Genomic DNA, 18924 nt, shown 5'->3' with positions numbered 1-18924 from the left:
GATCATATGACAAAAAGAACCGGGTTGTTACTGTTCGTACTGCTGTTCACAGGTATTGTTATTAAAAGCCAGGCGCAGCGCAGCAAACAGCCCAATATTGTAGTAATCATGGCAGACGACCTCGATTCGCGGCAGCTCAGCTGCTATGGTGGCCGGAATCTTAAAACCACCAACATCGACCGGCTGGCAGATCAGGGAATGCAATTCAATAACATGATTGCATCGGAGGCGATGTGTGTACCTACCCGTGCCTCACTGTTCACCGGCTTATACCCGGTACGGCACGGCTCTTATCAGAATCACAAACCGGTATATGATACCTTAAAAAGTATCGGGCATTACCTTTCCGGTTTAGGATACACGGTTGCCCTAACAGGGAAAGACCATAGCACAAAGCCCCGGACGGTGTTTCCCTTCGAGATCATAAAAGGCTTTGAACCCAATTGTGTATCCCCTACAGACGATTATTCGCTGACAGACGTAAAAGCTTTTATGAGCGGACAACAGACGCCCTTTTGCCTTTTTGTAATGAGCATCAACCCGCATGCGCCATGGACGGTGGGGGATACCACCGAGTTTGATCCGGAAAAGCTGATCCTGCCGCCACACTGGGTAGATACCAAACCCACAAGAAAGCAATTCCAGAAATACCTGGCAGAAGTGCGCAGGCTGGATAACCAGGTAGGGGAGCTGATGCAGGCGGTAAAAGAAACAGGGAAGGAAGAGAATACAGTATTTATCTTCCTTGGGGAACAGGGTGCGCAGTTTCCGGGTGCCAAATGGACGCTTTGGGATGCAGGACAAAAAAGTTCGATGATCGTGCGCTGGCCCGGTGTGGTAAAACCCAAAACGGCTACCGGTGCCATTGTACAATATGAAGATATTACGCCTACATTTATTCATATCGCAGGCGGCAATCCTGTTGCACACCTCGACGGGCGCAGCTTCCTGGGCGTACTCCAGGGCAAAACGCAGCAGGCAAGGGATGTGGCTTTTGGCATTCACAATAATTTGCCGGAAGGCCCGCCATACCCGATCCGCAGCATTCGCGACGGCCGGTATAAGTTATTGCTGAATCTTACACCCGGTAAAAATTATCACATTAAGTACATGATGAATCCCAAAAATGCTTATTGGGTGAGCTGGAAGGAAAAAGCTGCAACATCTCCAAAAGATAAAATACTGGTGGAACGCAATATTCACCGGCCCGCTTTGGAATTTTATGACCTTAAAAACGACCCCTATGAGTTGCACAACCTGGCCGGCGATAAAAAATATGCAGCACAGATAGCCGCATACCGGAAAAAGCTGGAAGGCTGGATGAAACAACAGGGCGATCCGGGCGCAGCACTGGACGTACCATTTGAACGGAAATAATCTTATGGCAAAGCTGGAACAGATTTCAAATTAAACTCCTGAACACAAAAAGATGAAAAAAACAAGATGGCTCATTTTAATGGTTGTAGGCCTGTGGACCGCGGTTGCGGAAGCGCAGCAACGGCCCAATATTATTTTTATTATGGCCGATGACCTGGGATCGGCCGAGCTGGGATGCTATGGCAATACGTTTAACGAAACCCCAAACCTGGACAAGCTGGCCGGTGAAGGGGCACGGTTTACACAGGCGTATTCGGCAGCGCCCATTTGTTCGCCCTCGCGTGCCGGCATCATGACCGGTCAGTACCCCGCCCGGGTACGGATCACGGATTTCCTGGATAACAATGCCGACCGTTACCTGGACCCCGCAAAATCTTTTACCATTAACCGGGCTCTGTCGGCAGCGGGATATCATACCGGCATTATTGGCAAATGGCACCTCGATACAAAATTCGATGCCCCGAAGGGCAACCCGCAGCAGCATGGCTTTGATGAGGTGATCGGATCCGAAACAGAATACATCGCAGACGGGGATTATTTTTATCCCTATGACAAAATCAGTACATTCAATACCGGTGCAGCAGGAGAATATCTTACCGACCGCCAATGCAGTGAAGCGTCTAAATTCATCCTGCGCAATAAGGCGAAGCCATTCTTTCTTTATCTTACCTTTTACAGCGTACATACCAAACTGGATGCCCCTGAGGCCCTGGTAAAAAAGTATAAAACAAAGTTTGATGCGAAATATGGTACAGGAAAAGCAGCAGCCTTGTTTGGCCCGCAGAATGAACGGCACGAGGCGGATCACCTGGATAATCCCTATCTCGCAGCCATGATCGAACGGATCGACGCGGGCGTGGGAACAGTTATGGAAACGCTGAAAAAAGCAGGGATCGATAAAAATACACTGGTGATCTTTTTCTCGGACAATGGCGGCGTATGGCACCTGGGCAACAATGGGATACTGCGTGCCGGCAAGTCCTGGCTGTATGAAGGCGGTATCCGTGAAAACCTGATTGCGCGCTGGCCGGCAACCATCCGGCCGCAGACCAAGGTTGATACCCGGGTAATGGCTACCGATTTTTACCCAACCTTCCTGGAGCTGGCGCAAACAAAAAACCGGAAAGACAACCTGCTGGATGGCAAGAGTATGGTGCCGCTGCTGAAAGGAAAAGCCATAGCAGAGCGCGAACCGTTTTTTTGGCACTATCCCTCGGAAACCGGCCGCTGGGTAAACCGCATGTGCAGTGCGGTACGGGATGGAGACTATAAGTTGCTGTATTTTTATAAAGCGGATCGTACAGAATTATATAACCTGAAAAATGATCCTTCGGAACAAACCGATCTTGCGGCGCAGATGCCCGGAAAAGCAGCTGAGCTAAAAAAGAAACTGGATCAGTGGCTAAAGGAAGTGGATGCGGAAGTGCCGGATACTGTAGTAAAAAAGAAAGCAAAAAAGTAAATGGATTGAAGGGCGGATTACATAACACCAACAGGGATGGCTTCTGCTGTCTTTTTATAAAGCATGGCCGCCTGTGCGCCTTAGTGCTATTGCTGGTATTATGGTCGCCCTTGTTACACGCACAACAGCTGCTGTTTAAAAATTACAGCGTTCGGAACGGCATGTCTTCCAATACCGTTTGGAATATTCTGCAGGATGACCAGGGGTATATCTGGTTCGGTACCAAGAACGGGTTGAACCGGTTTGACGGTTATACCTTTAAAATATACCAGGTACGGGAAGATAAGGACCATGCAGACAACAGCCTGATCCATTCTGTTTGCAAGATCAGCAGTACCACCTTTTGGGTGGGAACGGAAGAAGGGCTTTATTCCTTTGATCTGGCCCGTGAAAAATTCACACCGGTCGCCTTTGCAAAGAAAGACCTGATCTTCGATATCCTGAAGTCATCCAGGGGAGAAACCTGGGTGGCAACCCGCAGCAATGGCGTATACCGGTTTGATCCCCATTCGAACACAGTGCTTAACTACCGCGCCGGCACCGGTGGTCTTTCGTTAAACCAGGTACGGAAACTGGCGGAAGACGCCAGCGGTCACATCTGGATGGGTACTTTTGGAGAAGGGATTGATGTGCTGGACCCCGCAACCAACCGTTTTGTGCATCATAAGGCAGGAACCGGAGCCTTATCCAGCAACTTCATCCTTTCGCTTTATAAGGATCCCGAAGGCAATATATGGGCCGGCACGCTCTCCGGGGGATTGAATAAATGGATCGTAAAAGAACGGCGCTTCCAGGTATTTCGTGCAGGCGGCAACGGATCAATCAGCGACGATATCGTGCGTGCCATTTATCAGCCCATGCCCGGGCAGGTATATGTGGCCACCGAGAAAGGATTGAATGTATTGAACACGGCCACGGGTACCTTTACACAATATAAAAACAACCGTGGAGACCCTTATGCCATCAGCGACAATGCGATCTATTCTATTTATGAAGACCGGCAGGGAGGGATATGGGTAGGTACGTATTTTGGTGGCGTGAATTATTTTTCACCGGCCGATGCCTCGTTTGAGCTGTACTATCCCAATGGCAGCACGGATGGACTTTCCGGCAGCGCTGTAAGCTGTTTCCTCGAAGACCGCCCCGGCAATTTTTGGGTGGGCACAGAAAATGGCGGATTAAATTATTTTGAAACGGCCACCGGTAAATTCTATAAATATCCGTTTCCTCCGTACACGCAACCGCTTTCCTATTCCAATATCCATGCCTTATACAAGGACCGGAACAACCGCCTTTGGGTGGGTACGTTTTCCGGGGGATTGAACAGGGTTGATCTGAACACAGGGGTGGTTACACAGTATCATCACAACCCGGCTGATCCGGGTAGTATCAGCTCCAATAGTATCTACAGTATTTATGAAGACCGCAGTGGTATGCTTTGGATCGGAACCGTAAAGGGATTGAATGTTTTTGATCCGGTAAAGCAACAATTTACAACGATTACGGATATGGATCTGCACAACAGCTGTATCTATAAAGTGTGGGAGGACGCCGGCCGCTCCCTGTGGATTGCAACCTATGAAAACGGACTGTTAAAGAAAGATTTTAAAACGGGGAAATGGCAGCAGTTCCGTACCGCGCGTGATGCGGAATCGATCAGTTCCAATAAGATCATTTCCCTGTACGATGATCCGGAAGGCCGGCTGTGGGCTGGTACCGATGGCGGCGGGCTGAACAGGCTGGATAAACGGACCGGCAAATTTAAACGGTACGGACAGGAACAGGGCATCAGCAATGTGGTGTTTGGGATTGTGCCGGATGACCAGGGTTATTTATGGCTGTCTACCAATAACGGGTTGCTCCGCTTCTCGGAAAAAGAAGCGAAAGTGTGGTCCTATACCGGGCTCAACAGCCTGCAGGGAAAACTCTATAATTATAACGCCTATTACCGGGCCCGGGATGGCCGCATTTTCCTGGGGGGCATCAATGGGTTTAATGCATTTTACCCGGAAAAGATCCGTACAGCAACGTCCGGAAGCAACCTGATCCTTACCAGCTTTAAGATCTTTGATCATGAACCGGACCTGGATGATAAGAAAAGTGCCCTGCAACAGCTGGTTGGGTTTACGCGTAAAATCCAGTTATCGTACAGGCAGTCCGTCATCAGTTTTGAATATGCACTGTTGGATTTTAAAGACCCCGGCAAAATAAAATATGCCTACAAAATGGAAGGGTTCGATAACCAGTGGAACAATGTAGGTACGCAGCGGGTAGCTACCTATACCAACCTGCCTCCCGGCACCTATACGTTTAAAGTCAAAGCCACCGATATCTACGGCAACTGGAATGATAAAGAAATATCGGTAGATGTACGGGTGCGGCCTCCGTTTTACAGGACCAATCTGGCCTATATCCTCTATGCTGCATTGCTGGTAGCGGCCATTTTTTTATTGCGCAACTATTATAAACGGCGTGAGATCCGGAAAAATGAAGTACGGCTGGAAAAAATGAAAGTACAGCGGGAAAAGGAATTCTATCAGCAGAAAATGGATTTCTTTACCACCATGGCACATGAAATACGAACCCCGCTTTCGCTGATCATGGCGCCCCTTGAGAATCTGAAAGATGCAGCGCTCCAGCATGAGCAACGGCAACAGCTGAAGGTGATGGAGGAGAACAGCGAACGCCTCCAGTCGCTGGTGAACCAGTTGCTTGATTTTCGAAGGATCGAGAGTGATATTTATACCATACGCAAAGAACCGGTAGAACTGATCTCTTTTGTTCAGGCGCTGTATGCCCGTTTTGGTGCCATTGCCGTACAAAAGAAACTGCAGTTCCTGTTAACAACAGATGTGGACCGGCTTACGATTGATGCAGATCCCGAAGCACTGCAGAAGATCCTCAACAATCTACTGATGAATGCTTTTAAATTTGCGGCCACAACTGTAGAGCTCCGGGTATGCCAGCAGAAGCCGGATGCGAAAGGACAGGGGGCGGTATCCGTTCAGGTAAAAGACGATGGCATCGGTATACCCGAAGCAGAACTTACAGCAGTGTTTAAACCCTTTTATAAAGTGACGGGTGCAGGCGGACAGTTGAACAATATCGGTGGCACGGGTATCGGGCTGTCGCTGGCAAAAGCACTGGCGGAGAAACATTCAGGGGCACTAACCGCCGTAAACGGAAAAGATGGCTTTACGACGTTTATGCTCGTGCTCCCTTTTGAAACAGTTGTAAAGGATGAAGCGGCTGTATTGCCGGCCGGGGATGTGGCAATGGACGGTGACGCAGGAGGACCAACCATTCTGGTGGTGGAGGATGATCTGAATATGCTCGATTTTATTTCGGCCAGTCTCAAAGCCGAGGGCTATCAGACCTGTTGTGCGATCAATGGAAAGGAAGCACTGGGCATTTTGCAGGCCCGGCAGATCGAACTGGTATTGTCGGATGTGATGATGCCCGAAATGGATGGCATTACGCTCTGCCGGCGGATCAGGGAACAGATCAGCAGCAGCCATGTACCGGTAGTGCTGCTTACGGCCAGAAGTACTACGGATGCTGAATTGCAGGCGCTGGAAAGCGGTGCTGATGCCTATATCATGAAGCCCTTCAAATGGAAACAGATCGCGGCAACGATAAAGAACCTGCTGGAAACAAGGACCCGCCTGAAAGAGAAATTCAGTGCTCATCCCTTTGTGGAAGCCGATACCCTGTACAATAATCCCAGCGACCAGGTGTTTATCGAAAAGATCACCGCTATTATTGAAGAGCGCCTGGATGATTACCAGCTATCGGTAGAAGAGCTCAGCAAGGCGGTGGCCATGAGCCGTTCCACATTGCATAAAAAACTAAAGGCGATTTCAGGGAACAGTCCGAATGAATTCATCCGGGTGATCCGTTTAAAAGAAGCCGCCAAGTTATTATTATCCGGTAAGTGCAATGTTTCTGAAGCCGGGTACCGTACCGGTTTTAATTCACCCTCCTATTTTACCAAATGTTTTACGCTTCAGTTTGGCGTAACACCCCGTGAATTTGTAGAAAAATATCTGTCAGACCATGCATATAAAGATTCCGTTTTCCGGAAAGATCAGGCATAGCGCCTGCCTCCTGTTCCTGTGTTCTTTTTGGTTGCTTCAGGCCCGCGCCCAGCAGGCACCGCCCAATATTGTCATCATTGTAGCCGATGATATGGGTTGGGGAGATGTGGGTTTTCACGGCAGTGAGATCCGTACGCCGCATATAGATCAGCTGGCACGGGAAGGGGTGGTGCTGAACCGGTATTATGTAAGTCCGATCTGTTCGCCAACGCGCACCGGTATCATGACCGGCCGGTTGCCGGAACGCTATGGACTCCGGGAGAACGTGATCGCCCCATGGCTGGATTTTGGGGTAGATACAGCGGCCGAATTCCTGCCGCAAATGCTGGCACAGGCCGGGTATAAAAACCGGGCAGCCGTCGGTAAGTGGCACCTGGGACATTCCAGGCGCAAATACCTGCCCCTGAGCCGCGGATTTACTCATTTTTACGGGCACTATAACGGTGCGATCGACTACTTCACCCATATGCGCGAAGGAGAACTGGACTGGCACAACGATTGGGAAACATCAAAAGACACCGGTTATACTACGGACCTGATCACAAAAGAAGCGGTACAATGCATCAATCATTATAAAAAACAGGGGCCTTTCTTTTTATATGTAGCGTATAACGCACCGCATGGCCCGTTGCAGGCAAAAGAGGCGGATCTTATTCAGAATGGTTTTGATCCGTCAAAACCGGTTTTTGGTAAAGAACAGACGGGCAACGAAGGGGCCATAGGAAGAGGTAATACGCGCCGGCAGACTTATGCGGCGATGGTTACAGCAATGGACCTGGGTATCGGTCGTATATTAGAGGCACTCCGGGCAGCGGGTATCGATGAAAACACCCTGGTATTGTTCCAGAGCGATAACGGTGCAGCTCAAAAGGAGGGCGGGCGGAACCAACCCTTGCGGGGCTTTAAATTCCAGGAATGGGAGGGCGGTGTACGGGTGCCTGCTGTAATCCGTTGGCCGGCTGGGTTCAAGGGCGGCTGGACCTCCAACCAGGTAATGGGGTATATCGATATTGCTCCCACGCTCCGTGAGATTGCAGGGATAAAGGCACCTCCTCCGCAGCCTTATGACGGGATCTCTGTTTTAAAGAACCTGCGGGAGCAAAAGAACAGTACCCGGGAATTTTATCTCGGAAACGGAGCATTGATCAAAGATGGATGGAAACTGGTAATACCCAGATCTGCGGATGCTGATGGTGCAGCAACGCTGCAGCTGTTTGCGATTGACCAGGATCCATACGAAAAAGAAAACCGGGCCTCACAATATCCCGAACAGGTAAAGGTATTGCTTGAACGGTCAAAAAAATACCAGGCCATCATATCTGCGGAGAAAGTGCCGCCCTATGAACAGGGTAAAAAAGCATTTAAGGCGCCCTCCAATTGGGATATCCGGGAATAATCCGGATTTTTTTGACAATTGTCAGACATTGACAAACAGGAATTTATTGTCAAAACAGATACTAAAATGGTATATTTTTCGTTTAATGTTCAAATTGGCGTGCTATGGCAAAAATATACCAGATAGAAAACAGTGTACTGAAAATTGCTGTTTCAGAAAAAGGTGCGGAACTGCAAAGTCTGATTGACAGAAGTACCGGGCAGGAGTATATGTGGGACGGTAACCCGGAAGTGTGGGGCAAGCATTCTCCCGTGTTGTTCCCGATCGTGGGCGCACTCAAAGATAATACCTATGAATATGACGGGCAGCGGTATCATCTGAATCGTCATGGCTTTGCGCGTGAAATGAATTTTTTGCCCGTAGGACAATTGGCAGATGAATTGATTTTTGCATTGAAAAGCACTGCTGACACATTACAGCTTTACCCTTTTGAATTTGATTTCAAATTAAAATACCGGCTTGAAGGAAAAACGTTGTATGTTACCTATGATGTAACCAATACCGGCGATAAGAAAATGTGGTTTTCTGTGGGTGGCCATCCCGCATTTAAATTGCCGCTTTTTAAGGGCGATGCGTATGTGGAGTATGCACTTGAATTTGAAGAAAAAGAAAATGCCGGAAGATGGCCGATTGAAGAAGGGGGACTGCTGGCGCAGGAACCCATTCCCTTTTTTAACCATACCAATATTTTGCGTTTAAACAAAGGCTTGTTTGCCAAAGATGCAATAGTATTAAAGGATCTGAAATCGCGGAAGCTAACGTTGCGTGCCGATAAAACCGGCAAGGGATTTGATTTCAGCTGGGAAGGTTTCCCCTACCTGGGTATATGGGCTGCTCCCGGGGCTGATTTTGTTTGCATTGAACCCTGGTGCGGTATTGCAGATACCGTAGGCACCGGTCAGGATCTTACAAAGAAAGAAGGCATTCATACACTGGAACCCGGTCAGCATTTTGAACGAACCTGGTCCGTAACCATAATTTCATAAAGGGGCTGGCAGACACAAAAAAAGTTTTGCTATTTTTAGACAGGTTAATAACCAGGTTTCCTGGTTCCGGTTAAAAAAAGCGGATGCATTTATTTAAACGAAAAAAAGAAGAAAAAAGCTTTTGCGAAAAAGTGCTCGAGGATGAATCGGCGTATGAGATTCAAACAAAAGAAGAAAGTCTGCATTTCCTGATCGCTTTTTTTGCAGATCTGCGGCCGCCGAAAAATGAACAGCACCTGGCAGATGAACGGATGAAGGATATGATCCTTTTCCTGGAAGCGCACCCAACCCTTGTTTCGATATTGCAGCAAGCCATCCTTGTACAGCTGATCAATACCCGGCTGGAAGGCGCGTTTACCGAAAGCGGTATTCCGCTCAGCAGCGGTTTCTGGGATGAACTGACGGGCAAGCTTAAACATAAGATACTCCCCAAAGAACAGGATAAGGATGATTTTGTGTATGTGCTGGACCGGGTCTTTCATAAAAAAAGGGACCATGTGTGGATCGAGGTCATCCGGCGCGCTACCTGGATCAGTTTTTTTGAGTTGCTGCAATTTACACTGCAGGCGAAAGACCCGCGTTTAACAGAACACCTGGTAGACGCCCTGACCGTATTGTCTTTTCAGGTGGCGAACGACGGACTCGAAAAAGAAATTGCGGATTACATCGCTCCTTTCTACTCGATACGGGAAAATCCTTTCCTGTTGCAAAGCCGGTTGCTGCACGATCTGCAGCAGCAGGTAAAAAACGATCCTTACAATATCCGGGAAGTAACCACCCGGCTAAAACAGGTGCTCTTTGAAATTGAGAATGAGATCCGCTATATCCGCCAGCATCAGGACCAGCGGGGTACCAGTATCCGGCAAAGCTACCTGCTGCTGATCCTGAGCGCCCGTATTGAACGCATGCAGATCCTGCTGGATACGATCGATAACGACGATCATTTTGATGTAGGCCGGTTTGTTGATCTTTTTAAACTGCTGGTGCGTAATGAAAACCTTAAAAACAGCATTCGCCAGTTTATTTCGCAGGGGGTAGGCTATATCGCTTACCAGATTGCAGAACATAAAGGACAAAAGGGGGGAAAGTACATTACAACTACACGCAGGGATTATCTGAATATGCTGGTCAGCGCCATGTGGGGCGGGCTCATTATCTGTTTTGTAACCATTGCAAAAAATATCCTGAGCAAGCTGCATTATGCTTATTTCTGGCAGGGCTTCTGGTATAGTGTAAACTACAGTGCCGGGTTTGTGCTGATTGATCAAACCGGTTCTACGCTGGCTACCAAACAACCCGCCTTTACCGCAAATGCTGTAGCCGTTTCGCTGGATTCCAAAAAGAACCAGGATCAGCCCGATCTTCAAAGCCTGGCGCTTACCGTAGCCAAAGTGATCCGGAGTCAAACCGCCTCTTTTGTCGGAAACCTGGTCATTGTATTTCCGGGCACCTATCTGCTGGCATGGGGCTACCATCAGATAATGGGGCAAAAGCTGGTGGCGGGTAAAGCCGCCTTTATGCTGTTGCAGGAGCAGCATCCGTTTAAAAGTCTCTCCTTACTGTATGCCTGCAATACCGGTGTGTTTTTGTTTTTAAGCGGCATCATTGCAGGATATGTACAGAACAAGATCCGGTTCAGCAAAATAGGCAGCCGGTTAAAAAATCATCCCGGCTTGCATCGCAGTACCTCGGTAGCAAAAAGGAGATGGTGGGCCGGCTTTATTGAAAAAAATGCAGGGGCTTACGCCGGCAATATCAGTTTGGGTTTTTTCCTGGGAATGGCGGCCAATGTGGGCAAAATATTTGGCGTGCCCTTCGATATCCGGCATATCACTATTTCATCGGGCAATATGGCCATCGGTGTTTATGGTCTCGGCATTGGAAATATTCCAAGGGGATACCTGTTAACCGTATTCCTGGGTGTATTGGGGATCGGGTTCTTCAATTTCCTGGTTAGTTTTTCACTGGCTTTTTTTGTAGCGGTGAAATCAAGAGGCATTCAATTGCGGCGTTATCCGGAACTGATCGGCATCATCCTGCGGCATTTCTTTAAAAATCCCTTATCCTTTATCATTCCGTCTCGCGGAGCCTGACAGCGGTAATCTGCCGCAGTTCGGCTATTTTTGTTGGATTGAGGTTGTTTATAACATCATTTATGACAAAGAAGACAGGTATTCTTTTTGTGGCCATACTATTTGCGCTGGTGTCCCTTGCGCAGGAGAAGGTAACCCTCAGCGGTACCATAAAGTCGGCCGCCAGCGGGGAAACATTGATCAATGCCAGTGTGGAAATACAGGGCGGGGTTTCGGGAACTACTTCCAATGAGTATGGATTTTATTCGCTTACCCTTTCAAAGGGGAGTTACACTGTTGCATATTCTGCTGTTGGTTATGAAACCGTAACGGAAACCATCCGGCTGGATGGTAACAAAGTGCAAAATGTTTTATTGCCAGACCAGGTGGTGAACCTCGATGATGTGCAGGTAACCGCCAATACAAAGGGCCGTACCATACGGGGTACGCAGATGGGGGTGGAACGGTTAACCATGAAGGAGATCAATACCATCCCGATGTTGCTGGGAGAACGGGATATTTTAAAAGCAATTCAGCTGCTGCCGGGCATCAAATCGGCAGGTGACGGAAACAGCGGGTTTTATGTAAGAGGTGGGTCCACCGATCAGAACCTGATCCTGCTGGATGAAGCCAATGTATACAATGCCTCGCATCTCATGGGGTTCTTTTCTACTTTTAACTCAGACATTGTAAAGGATGTAACCGTATATAAAGGCGGTATGCCGGCACAATATGGCGGCCGGCTTTCATCCGTGCTGGATGTAAAGATGAATGAAGGCAATAACCAGCGGTATGCCGTAAGCGGTGGTGTGGGGCTGATTTCGGCAAAACTCAATGTGGAAGGACCCATACAGGAAGACCGGTCCTCTTTCCTGGTATCGGGCAGGCGTACTTATGCCGATCTGCTGCTGCCGGTCTTCGGTGATTCTACCAATAAAAATACCCGCCTGTTTTTTTACGACATCAATGCCAAGATGAACTATACCCTTGGGGAAAAAGACCGGTTATACCTTTCGGGTTACCTGGGCAGGGATGTGCTAAAGCTGGAAAAACAATTTGGGATGGATTGGGGAAACAAAACCGGAACCTTACGCTGGAATCATATTTTTAACGACCGGCTTTTCTCCAATACTTCTTTTATCTACAGCGATTTTAACTACAATATCGCCATCAATAATGCCAACAATGATCTGAACATTTTTTCACAGATCCGGGACCTCAATCTGAAGGAAGAAGTGCAATGGTATGCCGGCTCCCGTCATTCGCTCCGCTTCGGATTCAATTCCATTTATCATACCATTACTCCCGGAGAGATCACCAGTTCCGGCAAAACAAGTTATAATAACCTGTATTTGCAGGACCGCTATTCCTGGGAAACAGCCGTTTTTGCCACCGATACCTGGAGCGCGGCTTCCTGGCTGAACCTGACCTTTGGAATGCGTCTTTCTTCCTTTGCCATTTTTGGGCCGGGTGATTTTTATGAAGTGGAACGGAACGGAACCATTACAGATACGTTGAACTACCGGAAAGGGGCGCTTGTAAAAAATTACTGGAACCTGGAGCCCCGGATCGCGGCCAGCTTTATCTTAAATAACAGCACATCGCTAAAAGCGTCCTATGCCCGTAATGCGCAGAACCTGCACCTGATCTCCAATTCGGCAGCGAACTTCCCTACCGATAAATGGGTGGCCAGTACCAATAGCATTAAGCCGGAGCTGGTGGATATTTATTCGCTGGGTTGGTATAAAAATCTTTCCGGGAACCGGTATGAGCTCACCGCTGAAACGTATTATAAAACATTTCAGAACCAGATCGACTACCGCACCGGTGCCGATGTATATACCAATGACGCCATAGAAACACAGTTGCTGTCGGGTATCGGAAGGGCCTATGGCCTGGAATTGCTGCTGAAAAAAAAGCAGGGCCGGCTTACCGGCTGGATCGGATATACCCTTTCCAAAACCGAAAGAAAGATTGACGGCATCAATGACGGTGAATGGTATAATGCCCGGCAGGACCGCACCCATGATGTGGCAATTGTAACCAATTACCAGCTGAATAAAAAATGGAACTTCTCTGCCAACTGGGTCTATTATACCGGTGATGCGGTTACATTTCCCAGCGGAAAATATGTGATCGATAAACAGATCGTATTCTACTACACAAAGCGCAACGCCTACCGCATGCCGGCTTATCACCGGCTGGATCTGGGCGCTACGCGGCAGCTGAGAACCCGGCGGAAAAATACTTCTTCGGAGCTGGCCTTCAGTCTCTTTAATGCCTACGGACGGGAAAATGCCTACCTGATCACCTTTCAGCAGAACGAGAAAAATCCCGATGTAACGGAAGCGCAGCAGACGTCCCTTTTTCGCTTTGTTCCGTCTATTTCCTGGCATTTTAAATTTTAGGTCAACATGAATCGATATCCCCTTTTTATTTACGGTTTGCTGAGCTGCCTGCTCTTTATCACCACGGGGTGTCAGAAGGTGATACAGGTAGACATCAACAACGTTCATAAAAAATATGTGATTGAAGGAACAGTGACGGATAACGCCGATTCTTACAGCGTTACTATTTCTAAAACACTGAACATTTCGGATCCCAATCTTTTTGAAGGCGTGGAAGATGCAGTTGTAACCATTGCCGAAAACGGCAAAACGCCCATCGTATTGCAGCATAAGGGTAACGGGCTTTATCGCGCCAATGCAGCCGGTAAACCGGGGGCTACGTATCATTTAGCAGTAAAAGCAGGAAACGAAATTTTTACAGCCACCTCTACCATGCCGAAGAAAGTGCCCCTGGATTCGTTGTATACAACCAGCCGGGTATTTGTGGGAAGGGAGCAGCTGATTGCTACGGTAGAGTTCAAGGATCCGCCGGGAGAAGGGAATGCATACCGGTTTACACAATTTGTAGACGGACGTAAAGAAAATACGATTTTTGTAACCAATGACAAATTGATTGATGGCCGGAACGTTGTGTATGAGTTACTGATCTTTTCGGGCAATGATGGGTCTGACCTGAAAAAAGGAGATAACCTGCGTGTGGAAATGCGTTGCATCAATAAGGATAACTATGATTTCTGGTACAGTTTAACCCAAAGCGGGTCAGGGCAAAACCAGAGTGCATCCCCGGGAAATCCGGTTTCAAATATCCGCGGCGGCGCATTGGGCTATTTTAGTGCCAACACCTTTGATAAAAAAGAGATCTACGTTAAATAAACGATCGGATTGCTGTATTAAACTGTAAACAATGAAGCCATCACATATCGAACATATCGGTTTGGCCGTTCGCAACCTGGAAGAAAGTATCCGTTACTGGGAAGAAGTATTCGGGTTGCAGTGCTACCGGGTAGAAGAAGTGGCCGACCAGAAAGTACGAACGGCCTTTTTTAAGATAGGGGATACCAAAATAGAGTTACTTGAATCCATGGATGCCGAAGGGCCCGTTGCCAGGTTTATTGAAAAAAGAGGCGAGGGCGTGCATCATATTGCGTTTGCTGTTGACCATATAGAAGACGCTTTGCAGGCTGTGCAGGAAAAGGGCATTACGCTTATAGATAAAGAACCGCGCCCAGGTGCCGAGGGGTTGCAGATCGCGTTTTTGCACCCAAAATCTACCTATGGAGTTCTTACAGAATTGTGCTCAAAATCAACAAATGAAAAGTAAATGGAATGGAATGCTCCGGTATAGCGGAGGATGGATGCTGATTGTTTTTTTCTTTCTTGCAAATGGCACAATTGCCCAGCAGCGAGACTATGCGCAGGAATATGCATTGCTCAAAACGCAAATCATAAAACAGTATTACAAACCGGAGCTGAAGTATTACACAGAGCACGCACCGGCCCGTACGGACGACCGCAAGGTTTCCTATCTCTGGCCGCTTTGCGCGCTGTTTGAAGCGTACCAGGCAGGCGCTGCACTGGAAAGCGGATCAAGGGATATGGAGCAAACCTTTGGGGTCATCCGGAAGTATAATGATCTGAGGCCCCCGGCGCCCGGTTACGCCTCTTATCCTCCGGAGCTGGGTGGCGGAGACCGTTTTTATGACGACAATCAATGGATCGGCATTACGGCAATGCGCCAGTATGAAACCACAAAAGATCCGCAATGGCTGAAGGTTGCAACAGGAATCTACCGTTTTATGATGACCGGGCTGGATACGGTTTCCGGCGGCGGGCTTTACTGGCAGGAGGGAAATAAACGCACTAAAAATACCTGCAGTAACGGCCCCGGCATCCTGCTGGCACTTCAGCTTTACAAGGCAACCGGTGATCGCACATATTTAAAAACGGCGACGGCATTGTACCAATGGGTGAATCGCTGGCTCCGCACACCGGAGGGGCTGTATTACGACAACCTGAAGTTAAAAGATCGCCGGATCGACCAGCGCGTTTATTCTTATAATACCGGAACCATGCTGGAAGCGAACGTACTTTTTTATGAGCTAACAAAGGATCAGGCCTATCTCACCACTGCCCAAAAAATGGCTGCGAGTGCTGATGCATATTTTCTGAAGAACCAGGAGCTGAAAGATAATTTCTGGTTCAATGCCGTATTAATGCGGGGCTTTCTGCGTCTTTGGCGCATTGATAAAGATCCACGTTACCTCGAAGCTTTCCGGCAGGCGGTGGATCATGCCATTGCCCATAAAACTGCGCTGGGTTTGATAGGTAAGGATGAAAAATCCCAGAACCTGGTACCCCAGGGCGGCATGTTGGAGCTGCTGGCACATATGGCAGTATTGCAAAAGCAGGGTGTTATAAAATAATCAACTATTTTTACGCCAAATTTCTGTATTGCAGCTAACAAAAAAACATAAAACAACTGCACAATTCCTTGCGCTGGTGCTGCTGGTTTTTTTTAGTTTCCTGATGCTGGAGATCACCCTACGCTATATCCCGTTCAGTTCTACCGCATCCTTCCTGCAGATAAAGCAAACCGAAGTGGCAGGCCTGTGGTATTATCTCCCGGTATTTTATACCCATGTATATACTTCGGTCTTTTGCCTGCTGGCAGGCTTCACCCAGTTTAGCCCATACCTGCTCCGGAATCAACCGAAGACACACCGCATGCTGGGATATGTATACGTAGTGGTGGTATTGTTTTTTTCGGCGCCCACCGGTTTTGTAATGGGAGTACATGCCAACGGAGGCTGGGTGGCCATATTGTTCTTTACCATCCTGTCGGTATTTTGGTGGGTGTTTACATTACGGGCTGTAATGGCTGTAAGACAACGGGATTTCAGGCAACACCGGTTCATGATGATCCGGAGCTATGCCCTCGCGGTATCGGCCATTACACTGCGGTTATGGAAATGGGCCCTGGTACAGCTTTTTCATCCGGCCCCCATGGATGTATACATCATTGTGGCCGGATTGGGATGGATCCCGAACTGGTTGTGCGCAGAATATATTATTTATAAAATCAAATCAAAATGAAATACGCTTATTCCCCGATCCTGCTTGTTGTTATCCTGCTTTTTGCCTGTAACTCAAAAAAGAAACCGGTTAACGCCGGTGCACCTGCCGCACTGGCACAGGAGCTGCCGCCCGAACAGCATACGGATCTTTATGGTAATTGGGTGGGGGATTTTGTAGGTATGTCAGACGGGGCACCCGATTATGAAGATGTGGCCCGGATCAATATCCGGCTTAGCCGCATTACTGCAGAAGGAGTGGAGGGCAAAAGTGTGGTAAAGGGAAATGACCGGCCCATGAAGGGAACGCTGACCCTTACCGGCAATAAATATTCCTTTTTGATGGATGAACCCGGCAGCGACCGGCATGATGGACGTTTTGAATTTGTTATCATAGGCGATACATTGAAAGGGAAATGGAAGGCCTATAAGGCAACAGAAGTAAAGAACCCGGTAAAGGAGTTTACCCTTGTAAAAAAGCCATTTCTTTATAACGCCAACCTGATGCTTCCTGAGGGTTGGGAGTATGTAGATTATGAAAACGGAAAAAGCCAGACGGAGCTTTATACCAACGAAGATGGTACGGTAGATACTTCAATAAACAAGGTTTACCGGGCGGCTTCGGAAGAAGTATACAAATTAAACGGATCTGCCAGCGAACTGACGGAAAAGCAACTCAAAAACCTGAAAAAACTGGATCTGGAGATTATCCGCAATACCATTTTTGCGCGGCACGGGTACTCATTTAAAAGTAAGGGCGTACGGCAGTTTTTTGACCAGGTAGACTGGTATGTTCCGGTAACCAACAATATTGACGGCGTACTTACGGAGGTGGAGCAAAAAAATGTGGCTACGCTAAAGCGGTTTGAAAAATACGCCCAGGACAACTACGATACGTTTGGCCGCTGACCGGCAGCGGCAAGATGTTGATCGGGATCATGGGAAGATTTTTTTGAAATCATAGGTGCTTTGATTAGTTTTACATCCGAATTGTAAAATAACATGGAATGCACATTTGGAAAGTCTGTTGGTTATGTTCCGGAGACTTTTGATTTTCAGCTGACCCAACCACTGGCACACCTGGTTTTGCAATCTCTTTTGATTTAAGAAATATGAAACTATTGATGAAAGGGACCGCCCCTAAGGAGCGCTCTGTTTTTATGAGGAAGGGATACTGCTTATTGGGTTCCCTGGCTTTGCTGCTGCTTTTTTCCTGTAATGACGCGGATACAAAAGGACAAAAACTGGGGGCAGACCTTAATATCCCGGATTCTGTGCAGATCAATTTAAAAGATCCGCAGAAGGAAAAAGAGAGGGAAAAGGAAAAAAAGAAACGGATCTTTATGACCTTCGACGATGGGCCGAACCTGGGTACCCGTAACCTGTTAACCATCCTGAAGGAGGAAAAGATACCGGCCACGATGTTTTTGATCGGGTTGCATACCGGCGCCAGCCCTGAGCAAAAACTCATGTGGGAACAACTGCAGCGCTTTCCGGGCATCGAACTCTTCAACCACAGCTATTCGCATGCCTGGAGAAACAAGTTCACCAGTTTTTATAAAAACCCGGATTCGGTTATTTCCGATTTTAACCGCGCGCAGGCCATGATGATGCTGAAAGAGCCCATCGCCCGTACCCCCGGCCGCAATGCCTGGCGGATCGATAGCATCAGCCGCACGGATCTCTTAAAGAACAAATCGGTAATCGACTCGCTCCAGAAAAAAGGCGGCTATGTACTCATTGGCTGGGACCTGGAGTGGGAGTTCAATCATAAGAACTCGCAGGCTGTGCAAAGCCCGGATCAGCTGATGGCACAGGTAGACCACTTGTTTGCCTCCAATAAAACACTGAAACCGGATAACCTGGTCATCCTGGCACATGATCAGATGTGGCGGACCTCTGCCGATTCGCTGAAACTGCATGAATTTATCCGGAAATTAAAAACAAAGTCAGATTACGAGCTGGCCGTTATTACCGAATATCCCGGTGTAAAAGAAGCGCTGGTCAATCAAAAACGTTTCTGATCACAAAAACCGTAAATAAAGAAGGCAGGTGGTAGCTCCACCTGCCTTTTTGTTGCCGGCACTAACCATTTTTTGTATAAATTCGTCCGTA

At 48.0% G+C, this 18924-nt stretch carries 13 protein-coding genes; all 13 read left to right on the top strand.

What is annotated here, in order from left to right:
* Window positions 1-6: 6 nt before the first annotated feature.
* The 13 genes from Q1V85_RS05210 to Q1V85_RS05150 all read left to right on the top strand — a co-directional run bounded on the left by Q1V85_RS05210 (window position 7) and on the right by Q1V85_RS05150 (window position 18833).
* Entirely contained in the window at window positions 7-1377 is a 1371-nt protein-coding gene (locus Q1V85_RS05210) for a sulfatase (RefSeq protein WP_300598147.1), read from the top strand.
* Window positions 1378-1429: 52 nt separating this feature from the next.
* Window positions 1430-2839, top strand: a complete 1410-nt coding sequence (locus Q1V85_RS05205; RefSeq protein ID WP_300598146.1) for a sulfatase — start codon at window positions 1430-1432, stop codon at window positions 2837-2839.
* The gene (locus Q1V85_RS05200) at window positions 2776-6936 is read left to right on the top strand and encodes a two-component regulator propeller domain-containing protein (protein ID WP_300598145.1); all 4161 of its coding nucleotides are present in this window, start codon (window positions 2776-2778) and stop codon (window positions 6934-6936) included. Before Q1V85_RS05205 ends, Q1V85_RS05200 begins: the two co-directional genes overlap by 64 nt.
* A complete protein-coding gene (locus Q1V85_RS05195) occupies window positions 6896-8332 on the top strand; it encodes an arylsulfatase (protein ID WP_300598144.1) in 1437 nt (478 codons plus the stop codon). Before Q1V85_RS05200 ends, Q1V85_RS05195 begins: the two co-directional genes overlap by 41 nt.
* 104 nt (window positions 8333-8436) lie before the next feature.
* On the top strand, window positions 8437-9318 hold the full coding sequence (locus tag Q1V85_RS05190) for an aldose 1-epimerase family protein (RefSeq protein WP_300598143.1): 882 nt from the start codon (window positions 8437-8439) through the stop codon (window positions 9316-9318).
* Window positions 9319-9401: 83 nt separating this feature from the next.
* Window positions 9402-11411, top strand: coding sequence for a hypothetical protein (locus Q1V85_RS05185; RefSeq protein ID WP_300598142.1), 2010 nt, complete (start codon window positions 9402-9404; stop codon window positions 11409-11411).
* A gap of 62 nt (window positions 11412-11473) precedes the next feature.
* Complete coding sequence (locus Q1V85_RS05180) at window positions 11474-13798, top strand: TonB-dependent receptor (RefSeq protein ID WP_300598141.1); 2325 nt, start codon at window positions 11474-11476, stop codon at window positions 13796-13798.
* Between the two features lie 6 nt (window positions 13799-13804).
* Entirely contained in the window at window positions 13805-14611 is an 807-nt protein-coding gene (locus Q1V85_RS05175; RefSeq protein ID WP_300598139.1) for a DUF4249 domain-containing protein, read from the top strand.
* 31 nt (window positions 14612-14642) lie between these two features.
* Window positions 14643-15059: a methylmalonyl-CoA epimerase gene (gene mce / locus Q1V85_RS05170; RefSeq protein WP_300598138.1), complete on the top strand. Its 417-nt coding sequence runs from the start codon at window positions 14643-14645 to the stop codon at window positions 15057-15059.
* On the top strand, window positions 15049-16161 hold the full coding sequence (locus tag Q1V85_RS05165; RefSeq protein ID WP_300598137.1) for a glycoside hydrolase family 76 protein: 1113 nt from the start codon (window positions 15049-15051) through the stop codon (window positions 16159-16161). The genes mce and Q1V85_RS05165 overlap by 11 nt, the downstream gene beginning before the upstream one ends.
* 28 nt (window positions 16162-16189) lie before the next feature.
* Window positions 16190-16831 (top strand): DUF2306 domain-containing protein, encoded by a 642-nt coding sequence (locus tag Q1V85_RS05160; RefSeq protein WP_300598136.1) that lies wholly within the window; start codon window positions 16190-16192, stop codon window positions 16829-16831.
* Window positions 16828-17718 carry a YARHG domain-containing protein gene (locus Q1V85_RS05155; RefSeq protein ID WP_300598135.1) on the top strand — a complete coding sequence of 297 codons (891 nt, stop codon included), beginning with the start codon at window positions 16828-16830 and terminating at the stop codon, window positions 17716-17718. The genes Q1V85_RS05160 and Q1V85_RS05155 overlap by 4 nt, the downstream gene beginning before the upstream one ends.
* A gap of 203 nt (window positions 17719-17921) precedes the next feature.
* Window positions 17922-18833: a polysaccharide deacetylase family protein gene (locus tag Q1V85_RS05150; protein ID WP_300598133.1), complete on the top strand. Its 912-nt coding sequence runs from the start codon at window positions 17922-17924 to the stop codon at window positions 18831-18833.
* The last annotated feature ends 91 nt before the right edge of the window (window positions 18834-18924 follow it).

Origin of the sequence: Niabella sp. (assembly GCF_030150205.1) — a bacterium.
Taxonomy (GTDB): Bacteria; Bacteroidota; Bacteroidia; order Chitinophagales; family Chitinophagaceae; genus Niabella.
This window is presented reverse-complemented; position numbering and strand designations above follow the sequence as displayed.

Excerpts from the sequence above, each read along its gene's own strand:
- Q1V85_RS05165 (WP_300598137.1), top strand. The coding sequence starts at position 15,049 with ATGAAAAGTAAATGGAATGGAATGCTCCGGTATAGCGGAGGATGGATG.
- mce (WP_300598138.1), top strand. The coding sequence starts at position 14,643 with ATGAAGCCATCACATATCGAACATATCGGTTTGGCCGTTCGCAACCTG.
- Q1V85_RS05190 (WP_300598143.1), top strand. The coding sequence starts at position 8,437 with ATGGCAAAAATATACCAGATAGAAAACAGTGTACTGAAAATTGCTGTT.
- Q1V85_RS05210 (WP_300598147.1), top strand. The coding sequence starts at position 7 with ATGACAAAAAGAACCGGGTTGTTACTGTTCGTACTGCTGTTCACAGGT.
- Q1V85_RS05205 (WP_300598146.1), top strand. The coding sequence starts at position 1,430 with ATGAAAAAAACAAGATGGCTCATTTTAATGGTTGTAGGCCTGTGGACC.
- Q1V85_RS05185 (WP_300598142.1), top strand. The coding sequence starts at position 9,402 with ATGCATTTATTTAAACGAAAAAAAGAAGAAAAAAGCTTTTGCGAAAAA.
- Q1V85_RS05150 (WP_300598133.1), top strand. The coding sequence starts at position 17,922 with ATGAAACTATTGATGAAAGGGACCGCCCCTAAGGAGCGCTCTGTTTTT.
- Q1V85_RS05180 (WP_300598141.1), top strand. The coding sequence starts at position 11,474 with ATGACAAAGAAGACAGGTATTCTTTTTGTGGCCATACTATTTGCGCTG.
- Q1V85_RS05195 (WP_300598144.1), top strand. The coding sequence starts at position 6,896 with ATGCATATAAAGATTCCGTTTTCCGGAAAGATCAGGCATAGCGCCTGC.
- Q1V85_RS05155 (WP_300598135.1), top strand. The coding sequence starts at position 16,828 with ATGAAATACGCTTATTCCCCGATCCTGCTTGTTGTTATCCTGCTTTTT.
- Q1V85_RS05175 (WP_300598139.1), top strand. The coding sequence starts at position 13,805 with ATGAATCGATATCCCCTTTTTATTTACGGTTTGCTGAGCTGCCTGCTC.